The sequence below is a fragment of the Veillonella faecalis genome (assembly GCF_024677885.1).
Taxonomy (GTDB): domain Bacteria; phylum Bacillota; class Negativicutes; order Veillonellales; family Veillonellaceae; genus Veillonella; species Veillonella nakazawae.
Genome location: NZ_JALBWL010000003.1, coordinates 205,239 through 221,925, shown reverse-complemented (window position 1 = coordinate 221,925; position 16,687 = coordinate 205,239). Strand labels below are relative to the sequence as shown.

At 40.2% G+C, this 16,687-nt stretch carries 16 protein-coding genes and 1 tRNA gene; 16 read left to right on the top strand and 1 reads right to left on the bottom strand.

The features are described 5' to 3' along the window. The first annotated feature begins 184 nt into the window (after positions 1-184). The 5 genes from MOQ65_RS07700 to MOQ65_RS07680 all read left to right on the top strand — a co-directional run bounded on the left by MOQ65_RS07700 (position 185) and on the right by MOQ65_RS07680 (position 6,386). Positions 185-2,017 (top strand): carbon starvation CstA family protein, encoded by a 1,833-nt coding sequence (locus MOQ65_RS07700; RefSeq protein WP_105094545.1) that lies wholly within the window; start codon positions 185-187, stop codon positions 2,015-2,017. A 246-nt stretch (positions 2,018-2,263) separates the two neighbouring features. Beyond that, a complete protein-coding gene (locus MOQ65_RS07695; RefSeq protein ID WP_295221673.1) occupies positions 2,264-3,541 on the top strand; it encodes an ammonium transporter in 1,278 nt (425 codons plus the stop codon). 105 nt (positions 3,542-3,646) lie between these two features. Continuing rightward, the gene (locus MOQ65_RS07690) at positions 3,647-4,009 is read left to right on the top strand and encodes a P-II family nitrogen regulator (RefSeq protein ID WP_105086369.1); all 363 of its coding nucleotides are present in this window, start codon (positions 3,647-3,649) and stop codon (positions 4,007-4,009) included. A 290-nt stretch (positions 4,010-4,299) separates the two neighbouring features. Then, a complete protein-coding gene (locus MOQ65_RS07685; protein WP_257847184.1) occupies positions 4,300-5,913 on the top strand; it encodes an AsmA family protein in 1,614 nt (537 codons plus the stop codon). A 119-nt stretch (positions 5,914-6,032) separates the two neighbouring features. Beyond that, positions 6,033-6,386, top strand: coding sequence for a hypothetical protein (locus MOQ65_RS07680; RefSeq protein ID WP_257847183.1), 354 nt, complete (start codon positions 6,033-6,035; stop codon positions 6,384-6,386). Between the two features lie 115 nt (positions 6,387-6,501). On the opposite strand, the gene MOQ65_RS07675 is transcribed toward MOQ65_RS07680, so the two are convergent. Then, positions 6,502-7,248 (bottom strand): stalk domain-containing protein, encoded by a 747-nt coding sequence (locus MOQ65_RS07675; protein WP_257847182.1) that lies wholly within the window; start codon positions 7,246-7,248, stop codon positions 6,502-6,504. Positions 7,249-7,548: 300 nt separating this feature from the next. Here MOQ65_RS07675 and queF point away from each other — a divergent pair, with 300 nt between their 5' ends. The 11 genes from queF (at position 7,549) to MOQ65_RS07620 (ending at position 16,617) form a co-directional block, all read left to right on the top strand. After that, on the top strand, positions 7,549-8,046 hold the full coding sequence (gene queF, locus MOQ65_RS07670; protein WP_004697960.1) for a preQ(1) synthase: 498 nt from the start codon (positions 7,549-7,551) through the stop codon (positions 8,044-8,046). A gap of 49 nt (positions 8,047-8,095) precedes the next feature. Further along, positions 8,096-8,908 (top strand): hypothetical protein, encoded by an 813-nt coding sequence (locus MOQ65_RS07665; protein ID WP_257847181.1) that lies wholly within the window; start codon positions 8,096-8,098, stop codon positions 8,906-8,908. A 213-nt stretch (positions 8,909-9,121) separates the two neighbouring features. Further along, entirely contained in the window at positions 9,122-10,036 is a 915-nt protein-coding gene (cysK, locus tag MOQ65_RS07660; RefSeq protein WP_257847180.1) for a cysteine synthase A, read from the top strand. Between the two features lie 100 nt (positions 10,037-10,136). Next, positions 10,137-10,745 carry a serine O-acetyltransferase EpsC gene (gene epsC, locus MOQ65_RS07655; protein WP_105094553.1) on the top strand — a complete coding sequence of 203 codons (609 nt, stop codon included), beginning with the start codon at positions 10,137-10,139 and terminating at the stop codon, positions 10,743-10,745. 96 nt (positions 10,746-10,841) lie between these two features. Next, positions 10,842-10,932: transfer RNA gene (locus MOQ65_RS07650), tRNA-Ser, on the top strand. A gap of 203 nt (positions 10,933-11,135) precedes the next feature. Further along, on the top strand, positions 11,136-11,888 hold the full coding sequence (locus tag MOQ65_RS07645; RefSeq protein WP_119206580.1) for a hypothetical protein: 753 nt from the start codon (positions 11,136-11,138) through the stop codon (positions 11,886-11,888). Between the two features lie 19 nt (positions 11,889-11,907). Then, positions 11,908-13,167, top strand: coding sequence for an Nramp family divalent metal transporter (locus MOQ65_RS07640; protein WP_257847179.1), 1,260 nt, complete (start codon positions 11,908-11,910; stop codon positions 13,165-13,167). A gap of 243 nt (positions 13,168-13,410) precedes the next feature. Next, positions 13,411-14,013 (top strand): hypothetical protein, encoded by a 603-nt coding sequence (locus MOQ65_RS07635; RefSeq protein WP_257847178.1) that lies wholly within the window; start codon positions 13,411-13,413, stop codon positions 14,011-14,013. After that, complete coding sequence (locus MOQ65_RS07630; protein WP_257847177.1) at positions 13,991-14,734, top strand: YaaA family protein; 744 nt, start codon at positions 13,991-13,993, stop codon at positions 14,732-14,734. Before MOQ65_RS07635 ends, MOQ65_RS07630 begins: the two co-directional genes overlap by 23 nt. Next, the gene (hydE, locus tag MOQ65_RS07625; RefSeq protein ID WP_257847176.1) at positions 14,721-15,857 is read left to right on the top strand and encodes a [FeFe] hydrogenase H-cluster radical SAM maturase HydE; all 1,137 of its coding nucleotides are present in this window, start codon (positions 14,721-14,723) and stop codon (positions 15,855-15,857) included. Before MOQ65_RS07630 ends, hydE begins: the two co-directional genes overlap by 14 nt. A gap of 94 nt (positions 15,858-15,951) precedes the next feature. Next, positions 15,952-16,617 carry a hypothetical protein gene (locus MOQ65_RS07620; RefSeq protein ID WP_155086848.1) on the top strand — a complete coding sequence of 222 codons (666 nt, stop codon included), beginning with the start codon at positions 15,952-15,954 and terminating at the stop codon, positions 16,615-16,617. The last annotated feature ends 70 nt before the right edge of the window (positions 16,618-16,687 follow it).

Below are 16,687 nucleotides of genomic sequence, written 5' to 3'. Positions count from 1 at the left end.
TATGTCTTTAACTCATAATGTACATCCAAAATGAGAAATTGATAATTGACACTTCTATGTTTAGATATACAATATTATTGTAAGTACTAAAAGTTTTGAGAGCCAATGTGGCATGGATGTGCAAAAGATTTATCAGATATTTTTATATAACACCATGTCACACAAGACAATTGGAGGTGTTTATATGGTTATGAATGGTATTTACTTAGTTATAGCCTCCGCGTGTATTCTAATTTTAGCGTACCGCTTTTATGGGGCTTTCATAGCGGCGAAAGTATTAACATTGGATGAATATCGTCCAACGCCAGCTATGGTCCACAATGATGGTCACGATTACGTGCCAACTAACAAATGGGTAACATTTGGTCATCACTTTGCAGCGATTGCTGGTGCAGGCCCTCTTGTAGGTCCTGTTATCGCAGCCCAGTTCGGGTATTTACCTGGTGCATTATGGATCCTTATCGGTTCTGTATTAGCCGGCGCTGTACATGACATGGTTATCTTATTCGCATCCGTTCGCTATGATGGTAAATCTATTGCGGATATTGCACGGGAAGAAATTAGTAAATTCGCTGGTTTCGGTGCTATGCTAGCTACATTGTTCCTATTGATCATCACCCTTGCTGGTATGGCCGTAGTAGTAGCTAACGCATTGCATAACTCCCCATGGGGTTTCTTCTCCGTATTTGCTACAATTCCAATCGCTATTTTCATTGGTATTTATTTGAAATGGTTGCGTCCTGGTAAAATTCAAGAAGCAACTATTATTGGTGTAGCGTTGATCTTCGCAGCTATTATCTACGGTCCAAACGTAGCAGCTAGTGAATACGCTTCTTGGTTTACATATGACTTGCAAACCATCGAAATCATGCTTGCCGTGTATGGTTTCTTTGCAGCAGCATTGCCAGTTTGGTTATTGCTTGCTCCTCGTGACTACTTGTCCACATACCTTAAAATCGGTACAATCGGCGCATTGGCTCTTGGTATTATCATCGTAATGCCTGAAATTCAAATGCCAGCTGTAACTCCTTACATCTGGGGTGGCGGTCCTGTATTGAAAGGTTCTGTATTCCCTTATATCTTCATTACTATCGCATGTGGTGCGTTATCTGGTTTCCATACTGTTATCGCAACAGGTACAACACCTAAAATGCTTACTAATGAAAAAGAAATCTTGCCTATCGGTTATGGTGCAATGTTAACAGAAGGCTTCATCGCTATGATGGCGTTGATTGCCGCAACTGCATTGCATCCAGATGATTACTTTGCAATCAACTCCACTGTTGAATCCTTCAAAGCATTAGGCCTTCAAGTTCATGAATTGCCAGCATTGTCTGCAATGGTTGGTGAAGACTTGATGCACCGTCCTGGTGGCGCCGTATCCCTTGCAGTAGGTATGGCTCATATCTTCTCCAGATTGCCTAACATGGATCACTTGCTAGGTTACTGGTATCACTTCTGTATCATGTTCGAAGCATTGTTCATCATGACTTTGATCGATGCTGGTACTCGTGTAGGTCGTTACTTACTTCAAGAATTATTAGGTCATTTCCATCCTAAATTCAACGACCAACATTGGGCTCCTGGCGTTTATGGTTGTGCAGCTTTAATTTGTATTTTGTGGGGCTACCTAGTTCTACAAGGTAACATCGGTATTATCTGGCCTTTATTCGGCGTATCTAACCAATTATTAGGTACTATGACATTAGCTGTAGGTACTACAGTTATCATGCGACTTGGCCGCAAACGTTATGCATGGGTAACAGGTATTCCTTGTATCCTTATGGCTATCGTTGCTATCGCTGCGGACTTTGAAAACGTATTTAACAGCTATATCCCAGCTGGTAAATGGATCCTAGTAGCATTTAGTGCTGCTATGTTCCTCATGATCCTTATCGTATTGGTAGAAGCTGTACGCAGCTGGATTCGCTTGTCCAATATTCCTCAAGATTATCGTACACAAGCTGAAATCGAAGCTGAAAGCCTTGTAAAATACGGTAAAGAAGCAAAAGCATAATAGCTTGTTTTATTAAATATTTAAAAGAGCACTCGTTATGAGTGCTCTTTTTTTAGATAATTAGTATGTTTCATAGAAATTTATGGGATTGAAAATAAAATTCTATAGAATTTGTTGACATACATTATAATCTAATATACGATGTATGTAGTGATGTATATTACTACAATAAAATAGTTAGGTAACGGCACCTTGCATGCAGAGTTTCTGCGAGCAAGGCGCTTTTTGTATGGAAAGGAGTTTCTTATGGTCAATATGATTGATACGGGCAACACAGCATGGGTCTTGTTATGCACTGCCTTAGTATTCTTTATGACACCTGGTTTAGCGTTGTTTTATGGTGGGATGGCGCGTAGTAAAAATGTGCTAGGTACGATCATGCAGAGCTTCTTTTTAATTGGCGTCATCTCTGTTGAGTTTATTTTGATCGGCTATACGTTGATTTTTGGTGATGATCTACATGGTATCATCGGCGACTTTAGTAAATTTGGCCTTGGTGGTGCGGAAACAACCATCTTAAGTGATACCCATATTCCTGAGCTTGCTTTTATAGCATTCCAATGTATGTTTGCTGTCATTACACCAGCCATCATGAGTGGTTCTGTTACGGGGCGGATGCGCTTTGCACCCTTTGTAGTATTTGCTTTGCTATGGTCTATCTTTATATACAATCCGATGGCCCATTGGATTTGGGGCGGTGGCTTCCTTAGTGATTTGGGTGCATTAGACTTTGCTGGTGGACTTGCGATACATGTTCTGTCTGGTGTATCTGGATTGACCTTATGTATGCTGTTAGGCCGTCGTCGCGGTTATGGGCGCATGCCTATGCTACCGCACCATTTGCCGATGACAATTCTTGGAGCTGCTATTCTATGGTTTGGATGGTTTGGCTTTAATGCAGGATCTGCCCTTGGCGTAGGCTTCCTTGCAGCTAATGCAGTGTTAACTACACAAATCTCTGCAGCAGTTGGTATTGTAGGTTGGGTACTAGTAGAAATGATACACCGTGGTAAACCTACTGTGTTAGGGGCTGCCTCTGGTGGGGTGTCTGGGTTAGTAGCTATTACACCAGCTGCAGGCTTTGTAACGCCTATGGCCGCCATTATTATTGGCTTTATTGGGGCAGTCGTATGTTACCTAGCGGTAGCGATCATTAAAAATCGCCTTGGCTATGATGATTCTCTTGATGCCTTTGGTATTCATGGTGTAGGCGGTACATGGGGCGCTATTGCTACCGGTTTATGGGCTACCACAACTATTAATCCAGATGGGGCGAATGGGTTGTTCTATGGTGGTTCCTTGTTAGGTCCTCAATTGCTTTCACTCGTGATTGCCTATGTATTTGCTATTGTAGGTACATTTATACTATTTAAAATCGTTAGCGCTTTCATGGATATGCGTGTTAGCATTGGTTCTGAATCACTTGGTATTGATATTAGTGAACATGGCGAAGGCGCTTATAATCAATCTGAATTTAAAAGCTCAGGTCGTTTTATTTCGTCCAATCAAACGTCCTTGTTATAATTTGTGATAGATAAATCGTAAGGTACAATTGAATGTATATATACCGTAATTGGTGAAAGTTAGGTCATATAATGTGTACTTTTGTACCGTATAGGAGATAGATATATGAAACGAATGAAAAAGGTAGATATAATCGCTCGTGCAGAGCAGCTAGAGGATTTAAAAGAGGCGTTAAACAAGATTGGCATTCAAGGCATGACGGTGTCACAAGTCTTTGGCTGTGGATTACAAAAGGGCCATACCGAAGTATATCGGGGCCAACAATATGATGTAAATTTAATTCCTATGGTAAAAGTTGAAACCGTTGTGTGTGATGTGCCTGTGGATCTCGTGATGGACACAGCACGTAATACATTACAAACCGGTGAAGTAGGGGACGGTAAAATCTTTGTATATGATGTAGAAGACGCTATGCGTATACGGACAGGCACAAGAGGCACCAAAGCTGTAACAGACGACGAAGCATAACAACCGAATACTAAAATAGAAAAGAGACGAGGTTTACCCTCGTCTTTTTTCTGTTTAACTCTTTTCGAGTAATGCTTCATATCATTATTATTATCAGAGTTTAGGAATATATTTTATTTTAATGGGACACCTTTGTAACAAACGTTATGAAATGAGTGGTCTATACATAATGAGCGACTTAGCTTGCTTTGGAGCGAAGTTGTATAGACCACTCATTTCAATATACCGGCCGCTACGTTTTAGGGCCCCATTAAAATAAAATTATAAATACATCATGATATAATAATGCTATGAAATATTACATACATTCCTATTGGACGAAATATAAACAATTGTATAAGAAAGGCTTAAAAGGCATTGCTGCTTTTCTTGCCATTGGAGCGATTATAGTCTTTGTGCTCGCTACGATAGCGAGCCGTGGGATGGGCGTTATTTTTAACGAGGTAATGGCTCGTCAAACGATGATGAGAGGGACTGTAACGGTAGAGAGTTTAACTGCAACACCGTGGGGAACATTATCCTTTACTGACTTGGTATGGAAGGATCCAGAAGGCCGAGAGTTGCTTACAGTTCCAGATGGAAAGATTCGCGTTAATATGTGGGACATAATAACACGGAATTTTAAGGCCTCTGCTATAAACGGAATCGAGCTAAATGATGCGACCATTGTAGTCGATTTAGACGATAACAACCGTCTTGACTTTGTGCCTGCTTCACCTGATGTAAACAAGCCACTCAATGAGGTAGAGCCGCGACCTAAACCTCCGAAAAAGACGACTCAAGAGCGACAGGAGGAACTGGGCAAGAAGGTTCGTAACTTTAATTGGGAAGGCCAACATTTGAATCTTACCATTACACTTAGGAATAACCAGCTAGAAATCTTTCAGAAAAATCGTCACTATGTAATGAGGAACGTGAATTCTAAGATACATCTTGATAGTAACCGTGCTATTCGTATTGATATGGAAACGGGTAAGTTCGGTGGCACAGCCATTGGTGATGGCCTTACACTAAAAGGTCGTGTTGATCTAAAGGATGTATTAAAGCATCGCATGCCTCAGTTAGACTTACAGTTTGATGTAAAGGGTGTGGACCCATCATCACTCGGTTTTGGCGATAATATCCACGATGCAATGACTTTGTTGACAAAGGTAACTGGTGATTTTAATCGTCCATTGGCTAAAGGTCGTGTAACGATGCCTGTTTTACGAATTCCTGCGCTTACCTTTGAAAATGTAGTAGGCGATGTAACGTACCAAGACGGCATTTTGAACTTTGAAAATGTAAATGCCAATGTATACGGTGGAAAGCTAGAGGCAAAGGGCATATATAACTTAGATACTCGAGCTTATACGATTACAGGGATAGCAAAGGACCTTGATAGTAGTGAGGCTCTTAAAACACCTGAATTTGTTGTACCGGTGTCGGCTAATTTGAACTTTAAAAGCGAGGGCCAGCCTCGTGACATGGAGGTATGGGGAAATTTCTGGTCTGGAGAAGGCCATTATATGCTCATTCCAATTAAAAATATTACAGGAAACTTTCACAATAAAGGACGTCATTTATCCTTTAGTGATGTGACAGTTAATACGAATATTACGACTATTTCTACAGATGCGTTGCGTATCGATAATGGGCAGCTCACCATGGGGCCTCTCAACATTACATCCCATGGGGGTAGTAATTTTATCCTCTACGACGAATCCTTCGATGAGATCGATGAGAATATGGATCGGATTAAAGAGGGGATGAAGCAAGCTGGTGAAAATAGTAAGCGTGCCTCTGAGTCAGCTAAAGGTATAGATAGCATCAAGGTTCCCGATGATGTAAAAGAATCTGTTGGTGATGTAAAACGCCAAATTGATGAGGTGAAAGATGCTTTTAAAGGTATCAAAATAAAGTGATAAATGAAATATAAATGATATTAACTCTCTTTCATTGTGCGTTTATGTAGATGGTTTATAATAAATCTCCGTTATCATAATTTTTGATATAATACTTTTGTGTTATTTGGAGGTTTTTTATGAAAGCATCAAAACAATTCTCTATCGTTTTGGCCGCAGCTGTACTTGCATTAGGTGTTGCTGCATTAGCACCACAACAAGCATCCGCATCTATGGATTATAATACTTACAATCCTACAACATTGAGCCCTAACGGTACACGCTATGGCGCAGATACTACATATGTATCCAATAACAACAATACAGATAATAGCACATATGTTATTAAAGACCCTGCTACAACAGAAGTAAAAGACTGGCCAGAGACTACTGTTACTGATGATGATCCAGCAGACTATAGCCCTGAAGCAAATAGCCTTAGCTATTGGCTTGCCAAATTTAATAGAGTGCTTGGTAGAGATTACAAATTCTAGTTTTGAACAGCCATTTATGACTATAAAAAGAAAAGGTCCCGTTATGGGACCTTTTTTGTTTGCCTAGATTGCGTTACATCTTTAATAGATTTATTTAACAATCTAATTGCTTTACTTATCGATCTAATCCGTTAGCGCGTTGGTATTCAGATGTATTTGTAGATGGAGTTTGATCGTCTACAGTTACAGTGTCTTTGGATACAGATTTTTTGATTTTAATAAGAGGTTTTTCTGTAGCTTTTGGCTCTTCTTTTTTCTTCACATCTTTTTGAGATGGTGGTAAGAATGTGTTGAGTTCATTCTTATGAGATACCTCTGTGTTTGTAGTAGATGCTAATTGGACACGTTGAGGAGCGATGAAGATTTCATCCTTTGTAATTTTTACATCATTCAATAATAATTTGAATACTTGAGGTTTTACAAAGATAGTACCATCTACTTTGCGAGCTGCAGGCAAGAAGGATTCAGAAGTATCAAGGTTGATGATTTTCAATTTACCATGGCGCACTATCTCTGCAGAATCAGGTTGGATAGCTAATGTAGCGATATTCATGTCTACTAATGCTGTTTTAGTAGGCTCATCCCATGCCACTTTATAGCCCAATGCTTCAGATACTTGGCGCAATGCTACGAGCGGTTGACCATCTACATAGATTACATTTTGTTGACCGTTAATAGGTTCAACCACTTTACCATCTACATTGATATGATGAGCAGTCGTAACAGATGCAGGCTTTTCAAGATTCATAGCTGGACCAGGATTCTCCATGCCAATAGCCGCCTGTGCAGGCTGTACTGTGCCAAATGTGAAAGCTAATGCACCTACAGTGATGCTGGATAAAATAAGCTGTTTTAATTTCATAAGTGACCTCCATAAGGTGTTATATCATTTTGAATGTATTAACGTTACCAAATGTATATGAATATTTTATTATAAATTTTAATTTTATACAATCTATATGTGAGCGTAATATAATTGAACTAGATTATGGGGATAGGATAGTTTATTTAGAGACATAGGATGAACTGGTCATTTAACTATAGTCTGAAATCGTTTATCTCTATCAGTAGTGTATTCTTTTATATGCTATAATTAAGTGTTACATGAATTATTTAGTATATCTAATTATAGAGTTATAGAGTTTATAGAAAGAGGTTCCCTATGGCATCCGGCAGATCTGAAAAAGAGTTACAAGGGGTAACGATGTTAGGTCACAAGACCGATTACCCTACTGATTATGCACCACAGGTGTTAGAGGCATTTGATAACAAGCACCCTGATAATGATTATTTTGTTAAATTTAATTGTCCTGAGTTTACTAGCTTGTGCCCTATGACCGGTCAACCAGATTTTGCGACGATCTACATTTCTTATGTACCAGATAAGAAAATGGTAGAGTCCAAGTCTTTGAAATTATACCTATTTAGTTTCCGCAATCACGGGGACTTTCACGAGGACTGCATCAACATCATCATGAAAGACCTTGTGAAGTTGATGGATCCTAAGTACATCGAGGTATGGGGCAAGTTTACGCCGCGCGGTGGTTTGTCCATCGACCCATACGCAAACTATGGCAAGCCTGGTACAGAGTGGGAAAAGACTGCAAAAGAGCGTCTTCATTTCCACGATATGCAGCCTGAGCGCGTAGCATACCGTTAATATGGCATACGAATATTTAACAATGGTCACATCGTTTATAATGTTTTTTATGATCGGTGTGATATTGTCTATTCACCCTGCATCCATAATCGTAGGGGAGCATACGAAGTTATCACATCTGAGTCGATGGACTCGGTGGAATGGGTATCTTATTTTTATATTGACCCTGTTTATTGTGGATGTACTCATAACAAATGGCCTATATGCTGTGTTTTATGATGTGTATGGCAATCTATCTGTTCTGCGTGAGCTGGCTATTGATCCGATGGCTATATTCTTTAGTGAAAGCTTCCAAATAGGCGTTGTTGTCGTCTTTGTTCTGGTATTGCTACAAGTGTTAGGTCTCGTCGATTTGGCTCATGGTGAAAGAAACTTATCGTTTCACTATGACCAATTGCATCAAGGTAAAGAACAACCTTCCTGGATGGAACAGTACATGGCCCATGAAAAGGGCGGGTTGGGCTTAGCTATTGTAGGATTGATTTACATGATACGGATGACCATGAGAACCATGTGGCCTTATATTATATGCCTTATTTGGTTCAAGCTTATAGCGATGCTTGCTAATGTGCTACTTTCACCAGTCATCAATCGGCTAATGCATGTTGAAACGATGACATCAACGCATATCATACTATACCCTTATGTAGCGATATATGTGATAGCAGGATACCTGTGGGGCTATGTAGCGCTACACTATGACATAGATAAGGCGTATAATGTAGCGAATAGTACCGTGATAGCCATCCTTCCACGACTTACCGTTATACTAGGGACAGTCATCTTTATTGGACTCGCGCTAGTTATTATTATGGTGCCTGTTACTTGGGGTATGGTGGTAGATACACTGACAAAATTATAAATAAACCTAGTTATTTCCTATATTTTTAGGGTTTTAAAAGCGGTTCTCATTCTCTTGACAATGCATAGATGCAGGTGATAGAGTATGATTGTATTTATGAGAATACACAAATGGTTATATCCAGTGTATAGAGAATAACAAGGTGAAATTCATATCGTCCTTGGGATGTTCCTGAGGACGATTTTTATCATCTATCACCAAAAGGAGAATCAGATGAGTATAGTCACAAATCAAACAACTGAACTGATTGGTAAAACTCCGGTATATCAATTACCAAATACCAATATTTATGTAAAACTTGAAAAATATAATGTAGGCGGTTCTGTGAAAGATCGCGCAGTACTTGGTATGTTGCAAGATGCTAAGGAAAAAGGACGCCTTCACGAGGATAGCATCATCGTAGAGGCTACAAGTGGCAATACAGGTATTGCTCTTGCCATGGTGGGCGCTATCTTACATATTAAAACTGTAATTATTATGCCTGAAAGCATGAGTAAAGAACGTCGTGAACTTATTAAGGCGTACGGTGCACAGCTCATCTTAACACCGAAAGAAACAGGCATGAAGGGTGCTCTTGAACGAGCAAATGAAATCTTAGAAAAATATCCTAATGCGTTTACTTTAGGCCAATTTGTAAATCCTGCGAATCCAGATATACATTACCGTACTACGGGCGCTGAAATCATAGAACAAGTGCCAAATGTAGACGTATTTGTGGCAGGTATCGGTACAGGTGGTACTTTCACAGGTGTTACTAGACGATTGAAAGAGCATAATCCGAATCTAAAATCTATCGCAGTGGAACCAACAGGATCTCCGGCTATTACAGAAGGCAAGGGTGGTCCTCACAAAATTCAAGGTATTGGTGCGGGCTTCATTCCAGAGAACTTCGACCAAAGCTTGATGGACGGCGTACAAACTGTAAGTGATGAAGAAGCTTTTGGCGAAGTACAAACCTTTATGCGTGAAAGCGGTGTTTCTATTGGACTTTCAGCGGGGGCCGCTATCGTAGCGGCTAAGCGCATTGCACGAGAAGAACCAAAGGCGAATATAGTGGTTATTGCACCAGATGGGGTAGAAAAATATTTATCCCTCTTGGATTTTGCTAATAACGAATATGTAAAATAACGGATTTCGCATAGATAAAACATCATATGTATAGGAATACAGACCACATATGTTGTATACTATATGTTATATGAGTAGAGTTATTTGAGATGGAGTCACTATGATGCAAGGTTTGCGTGAATTATGGGGCAAAATTCAATATAATATTAAGCGCGTAATGGATTCTGACCCAGCCGCAACAAGTGTGTGGATGGTTATTTGGACGTATCCACATATTACGGCCTTATTCTGGCATTTCTTTGCGCACCGCCTCTATAAGGCGGGGTGGCCAACCTTGGCGCGTCGTGTGGCATTACATTCTCGTCACGTAACGGGCATTGAAATTCACCCAGGGGCAACGATTGGCCGCGGTTTATTTATTGACCATGGTATGGGCGTTGTAATCGGTGAAACCGCCATCGTAGGGGATAATGTAACACTATTCCACCAAGTTACACTAGGGGGGATGTCCTCTAAACAGGTAAAACGCCATCCAACAATCGAAGACGAAGTGCTCATCGGTACAGGCACAAAAATCTTAGGGGATATTACCATTGGTGCGCGCACAAAAATCGGTTGTAATCTTGTTATTAAACATGATATCCCTAAAGACATGGTTATCTTTGAAACAGATCCAGAAAATATGTATGTCCGTAAACCTCGTCGTACTAATAACGGTAAGGCTGAGGAAAAGAAAATCCCTGATGGCTACATAGAATACTATATTTAATATAGTAGTAAAACAAATCTGGTTCATCGAATCCATGTTGAAATAATACGATTGACAATGCCTTATTGGGTATGATATGATTACCCAGTAAAGCATGGAGGATTACTCAAGAGGCTGAAGAGGACGGTTTGCTAAATCGTTAGGGCGGGTTACCGTCGCTAGGGTTCGAATCCCTAATCCTCCGCCATGCTGAGACCTCACATCACGCGATGTGAGGTCTTTTTGTTTATTGTAATATTTACTAGGTATGGACCTTAATGTGTAAGGACTCAAATGAGTTTAAGGTCTTGTAAATATTGATGTATACAGGCGTGTAAGGTTATAGAGTTGACGTATGATAAGGGGTTTCATATAATAGATTGTATCAAATGTAATTTTAAGGAGACTCTTATGAATATAAAATATACACGTCACATACATTTACTTCGTCGCGCTATGGGTATCGGTGCATTATGTCTCGTTGCCTCTGTTGGTTTTGCGCATGCTGAAAGCATTTCTATTCCAAGCGCACGTCCCATGATAGATGGCATGAGTGCCGATGTAGAGACTGTTAGTAGCTCTAGTAAAGCACAACATCACGTGAGTACAGGTGTGATTACGCCAAGTGATTGGACGTATACAGCGTTACAAACGCTAATTAAGCACGGTGCTATTACAGATACACATGGTTTTGTCTTTGATGGCAATACAAGCTATACAAAGGATGAGCTTATGCCTCTTATCGATGAGGTAGTAACTAAACGGGAGCAAATGAACGAAAACGATCGCCAATATGCATTGCGCATTTATCAAGAAAATATGCGTGATGTAATGGACTATCGTATCGGTCGCGACAAGAAAGTTACCCGAGAGCGTCGTCAAAAATTAGACGAAAAACGTGCTGAAAAGGCTAAGAAGTCTGGTAAAACATACCAAGTATCTAAATCTCAACAAGAGGCTTTAGATACCGCTAATGATGAAGTGGCAAAACCAGAAGAGCGCGCTTTAACAGATGAACAAATCAAAGAAAAAATGAAGAAATTCAAAATTGATGATTCTCGTGTTAAAGTAAATAATAATGTGCGCATCCGTTATACCGGTGGTAAGGATACAAAATCTAAAACCGATGCTCGCATGCAAACAGAGATGACCTTTACTCTATAACCCTTAATAAGGAGTTATAATGATTGATTTCTTAAAGAAACAGTTGTTTACTGTTCACCAAAATGGTAAGCACCAGGTGAGCGAGGTCTTTAAATTTATAGGGCCTGGCATTATCGTAACTGTAGGGTTTATCGACCCTGGCAACTGGGCGGCTAATCTAGCAGCCGGTGCTAGTTATGGTTACGAACTTTTATGGGTAGTAACACTATCTACGATTATGCTCATTTTATTGCAGCATAATGTGGCTCATTTAGGCATTGTACGGGGCCAATGCTTATCAGAATGTGCCTATGAATTTTTACCGCGTTACGTGTCTCGCTTTGTATTGAGTACAGCTGGCATTGCAGCTGCGGCGACGGCATTGGCTGAATTTATCGGCGCTGCTATTGCATTGAAAATGCTCTTTGGCATTCCGCTTCTGATAGGTAGTGTATTAACGGCCGTTATATGTACTGTTATGCTTATTACAAACTCCTATCGAAAACTGGAGCGGATTATTGCAGGTTTTGTATCCCTTATTGCATTGGCCTACCTCATTGAGGTCAATATGGTCAATGTAGACTGGGCGGCAGCGGGCATTGGGTGGGTAGATCCTAAGATTCCGAATGAATCGATGCTCGTTATTTTGAGTATCTTAGGGGCTGTTATTATGCCTCACAATTTGTTCTTGCACTCAGAAATCATCCAAAGTCGCCAATTCAATACGCAAGATCCTTCTATAATGAAGTGCCAATTGCGTTATGAATTCCTAGACACCTTATTCTCTATGGGGATTGGGTGGATGATTAACTCCGCCATGATTTTACTGGCGGCAGCAGTGTTCTTTACTCACGGCATTGAAGTAACCGAGCTTGAACAGGCTGAGGAGTTGTTACGACCTCTCATTGGCCCTGCAGCAGGTACTATCTTTGCTATCGCATTGCTTTTTGCGGGCTTTGCCTCTTCTGCTACAGCAGGTATGGCTGGAGCGAGTATATTTGCAGGTATGTTTGGTGAGTCTTACGATATGAAAGACTTCCATACTCGATTAGGCTTGGCTTTAACATACATTCCGGCATTGCTATTGATTGTATTTGTTACTGATTCATTTCAAGCATTGTTGATATCTCAAATGTTCTTGAGTTTGCAACTACCTATTACAATTTTCTTGCAGCTCTATATGACGAGTAGCCGTAAGGTGATGGGGCAATATGCGAACCATACATATACGAATGTACTATTATGGGGCATTGGTATTGTTGTTACCGTTATGAATATTTACCTACTCATTGTAGGGTAATAGGAAAAGACCGCGTTAGCGGTCTTTTTTTGTATAATAGGTATTCAAATTTATAAAGTTACATTAATCATGCAACATTATTTTATTAGAATTACTTTGTCATATAACTGGTATAGTAGTTATGTAAAAAGTGTATCCATGAATAACCATGTGGGCTATAAAATATGTTACAATTAAAGATAGTATAAATCCTGTAGGGAACATTCCCTCACCAGTGTAATAGATAGAAATTTGGAGGACCTAATGGCAGAGGAAGTAAAAGTACAAGATGCAATGCAATCTGATTTTAGTGTTGTAGTAAACGACATTGCAGAGGAATTATTAACGCGCCTAAATATGGATGAGGATGGCTCTGTTATCGACATGTTCCAAACAGGTTCTTTTGATCCTTGGCAATTATTCGTGTTCTTTGGCGCTTTAGAAAAAGCTCTCGTTGATTTTAGAACTGATAAACGCAAGAAAACAGTTATTGTTCACGCCCAACCTGAGGCGCTTATTGGCATTGGTCGCGTGGTAACACCTGTATCTACTATGCTCGAACACGTTCTAATGTCTCGCTTGAACGACATGAGCGAAGGTCGTCTAGAAACTGGCATGCTTACTGTATCTGCTGAAAGCATCGATTACGAAGGTGTCAATCTTAAAGGTCGTCACGTAGTTATCGTATGTGACCTTGTGGACGAAGATTCTGATTACCTTAAAGAATGCATTAAACTATGTAAAGAATTGAAAGCGAGCCACGTTGTGGCTGTGCCTCTCATGTTGTGGAATCCTGAGTTGATCGACAATTTGACAGAGGAAACTATCAAGGCGGAATTATCTCATGAAAATCGTCCTCTCTCCTAGTAAGACAAAAACGATTACTACTGTTGGCAATGATGGGGCAGTACATAGTGCGGTTCAGGACGGTCAATTTCAACCGCACATTACGCAAGACATTGTAAAACATGTGCAGTCCCTAGATGTGGCGGCCCTTGGTAAAGCTTTGAAACTCAAGGATGATAAGGCGCAGGCGCTCTTTGATTTCTATCAAGCTTTTGAGTCCCATCCTGTTGGGCATGCTTGTGAAAGCTACGATGGCATTGCTTTCAAATATTTGAACTGGTCGAATTTGACTGAAGAGGCCAAGGCCTTTGGTGAAAGCCATCTTGTTGTGATGTCTGCGTTGTACGGTGTTGTAGAGCCTACGATGGGCGTACGCGATTATCGGCTTGATATGGTAGATAAGGTAGGCATTAACTTATATGACACGTGGCGTGAAACGGTAGATGCCTACTTTCACAAGGAAGATTGGATTCTCAATCTAGCGTCTAAAGAATATGCTAAAATGGTAAACCATCCAAAGGTAGTGACCGTTGAATTTTGGGAATTACGAGGCGATACATTTAAACAGATGAGTACGTCCTCTAAAATGAGTCGCGGTGTGATGGCTCACGAATGTTTAACTCGACAAGTGAAACATGTGCGGGATTTACCGAGCGAAGTGAATGGATTTACCTGTGTCACTGACATAGATTCCATTACCATACCAAGCGAATCGATGACGGTTCGTTATGAAAGGAAGTGATTGTTTGCAAGTGCAAGACATCCTTGCAAAAGACCTCGTTGGCGATGAATGGCTAACAGAGGATGAGCTAAGATTTCTCATGTCTGTAACTGATGAAGAACAGTTGCAGTTAATATATAAAAAGGCTTATGAAGTAAAGGCGAAATATGTACAACCCGTAGCGTACTATCGTGGCCTTATCGAGTTCTCGAACCGATGCATTAAGAATTGTAATTACTGCGGTATCCGTCGTGAAAATGATAAGACGGAACGCTTTGATATGAATCGTGAAGATATTATCAAGATGGCACAGTGGGCCTATGACCATGAATATGGTTCTATTACGCTACAATCTGGTGAACGCAGTGATGATATATTTGTCGATTATGTGGTAGATCTCATTCGCGATATTAAAGCCATCGGCGATGGTTCCCTAGGCATTACGATGTGCGTAGGGGAACAAAGCGAAGAGGCGTACCGCCGCATGCGTGAAGCCGGTGCGAGCCGTTATTTATTGCGCATTGAAACAACAAATAAAGAACTGTACCATAAAATTCATCCTCAAGATGAATTGCACTCTTTTGAAACGCGCGTTGAATGCTTACGTAGCTTGCGCCGCGTAGGTTTCCAAGTAGGTACAGGTGTTATGATTGGTTTGCCTGGTCAAACAGAAGAAGACTTGGTAAATGATATCTTGTTTTATCGCGATATGGATATCGATATGATTGGCATGGGACCGTATGTGGTACATCACGATACGCCGCTAGGCCAAGAGGCTTTAGCGATGGGCATCGATGACGAAGCTGGTAAATTGCGCCGTATTCAATTAGGTCTTAAGATGATTGCTTTAACCCGCTTATTCTTGAAAGATGTCAATATTGCAGCTACTACTGCATTACAAGCTTTGGATAAACTAGGCCGTGAAAAAGGCCTTGCTGCAGGTGCCAATATTTTGATGCCTATCATTACTATTCCGGAACACCGTGCAAAATATTTGCTGTACGATAATAAACCTTGCGTAGATGATAATGCAGACAAATGTAAAGACTGCTTAACGCGCCGCGTTATGTCTATCGGTGACACCGTTGGGTGGAAGCAAAATGGTGACTCCAAACATTACGGCAAGCGTACGGGAGAGTTTTAGTCTTCTCTGTGTATCTAATTCATTGATTCTATTATAAGTTTTGGGGTAGTTTTACCTATATATAGAGATGGGGCCCCATTACATGAGGTGTATTATGGAGACAAAATGGTATTCTGATTTTTGGCGGTTGTTTGTGAGTCCTTTTAGCGGCGGTATTGATCAAGTTGTACAATCGGGGACATTGAAAAAAGGATTCTGGGGCACTGTATTCTTATGGGCTATCCCATATATTATATTGGCTTTATTTGGGACTATGTTAATTCCATTTCTCCCTCATAATGAATTTACTGGTTTAACCTATTTACTCGGTATCGGTGCCAGCTTTATGTTCATCTTTGCATGGCTTATTTGTATCGGCTGGTCCTTTGTGATGGTTGCCATCGGTTCCTATGTATATAACTGGGTTATCACTAAGATGGGTGGTACCGACAATGTACAGGCGATTATGAAAGTTAGTTGGTATCTACAAGGGTATGGCGTACTATTATTTAGTATTGGTTATACGATAGTCTTGGTTTTAATGGGCATGTTAGGTTTAGCATTCGATAGTAGGGCTTTTGCTGGTGTTATCTATTTTGTAGGAACAATAGCCTTACTTGTTATATCCATTTGGGTATCCTTAGAACTTATGGCAACACAAGTAATGCTTACGAAGATGAAAGTATTCATTGCTAGTATCTTAACGTCCATAATCTTCGCTATAATTTGGGCGCTTTTCATGGCACTTCTTAGTGGCTGTGCCTCTTTAATGGGTAGATAATACTAATTTATAAATTAATATTAATAAAGAGTCCTCTTTTTTTGATAAATTTTTTCGGAAAAAGAGGACT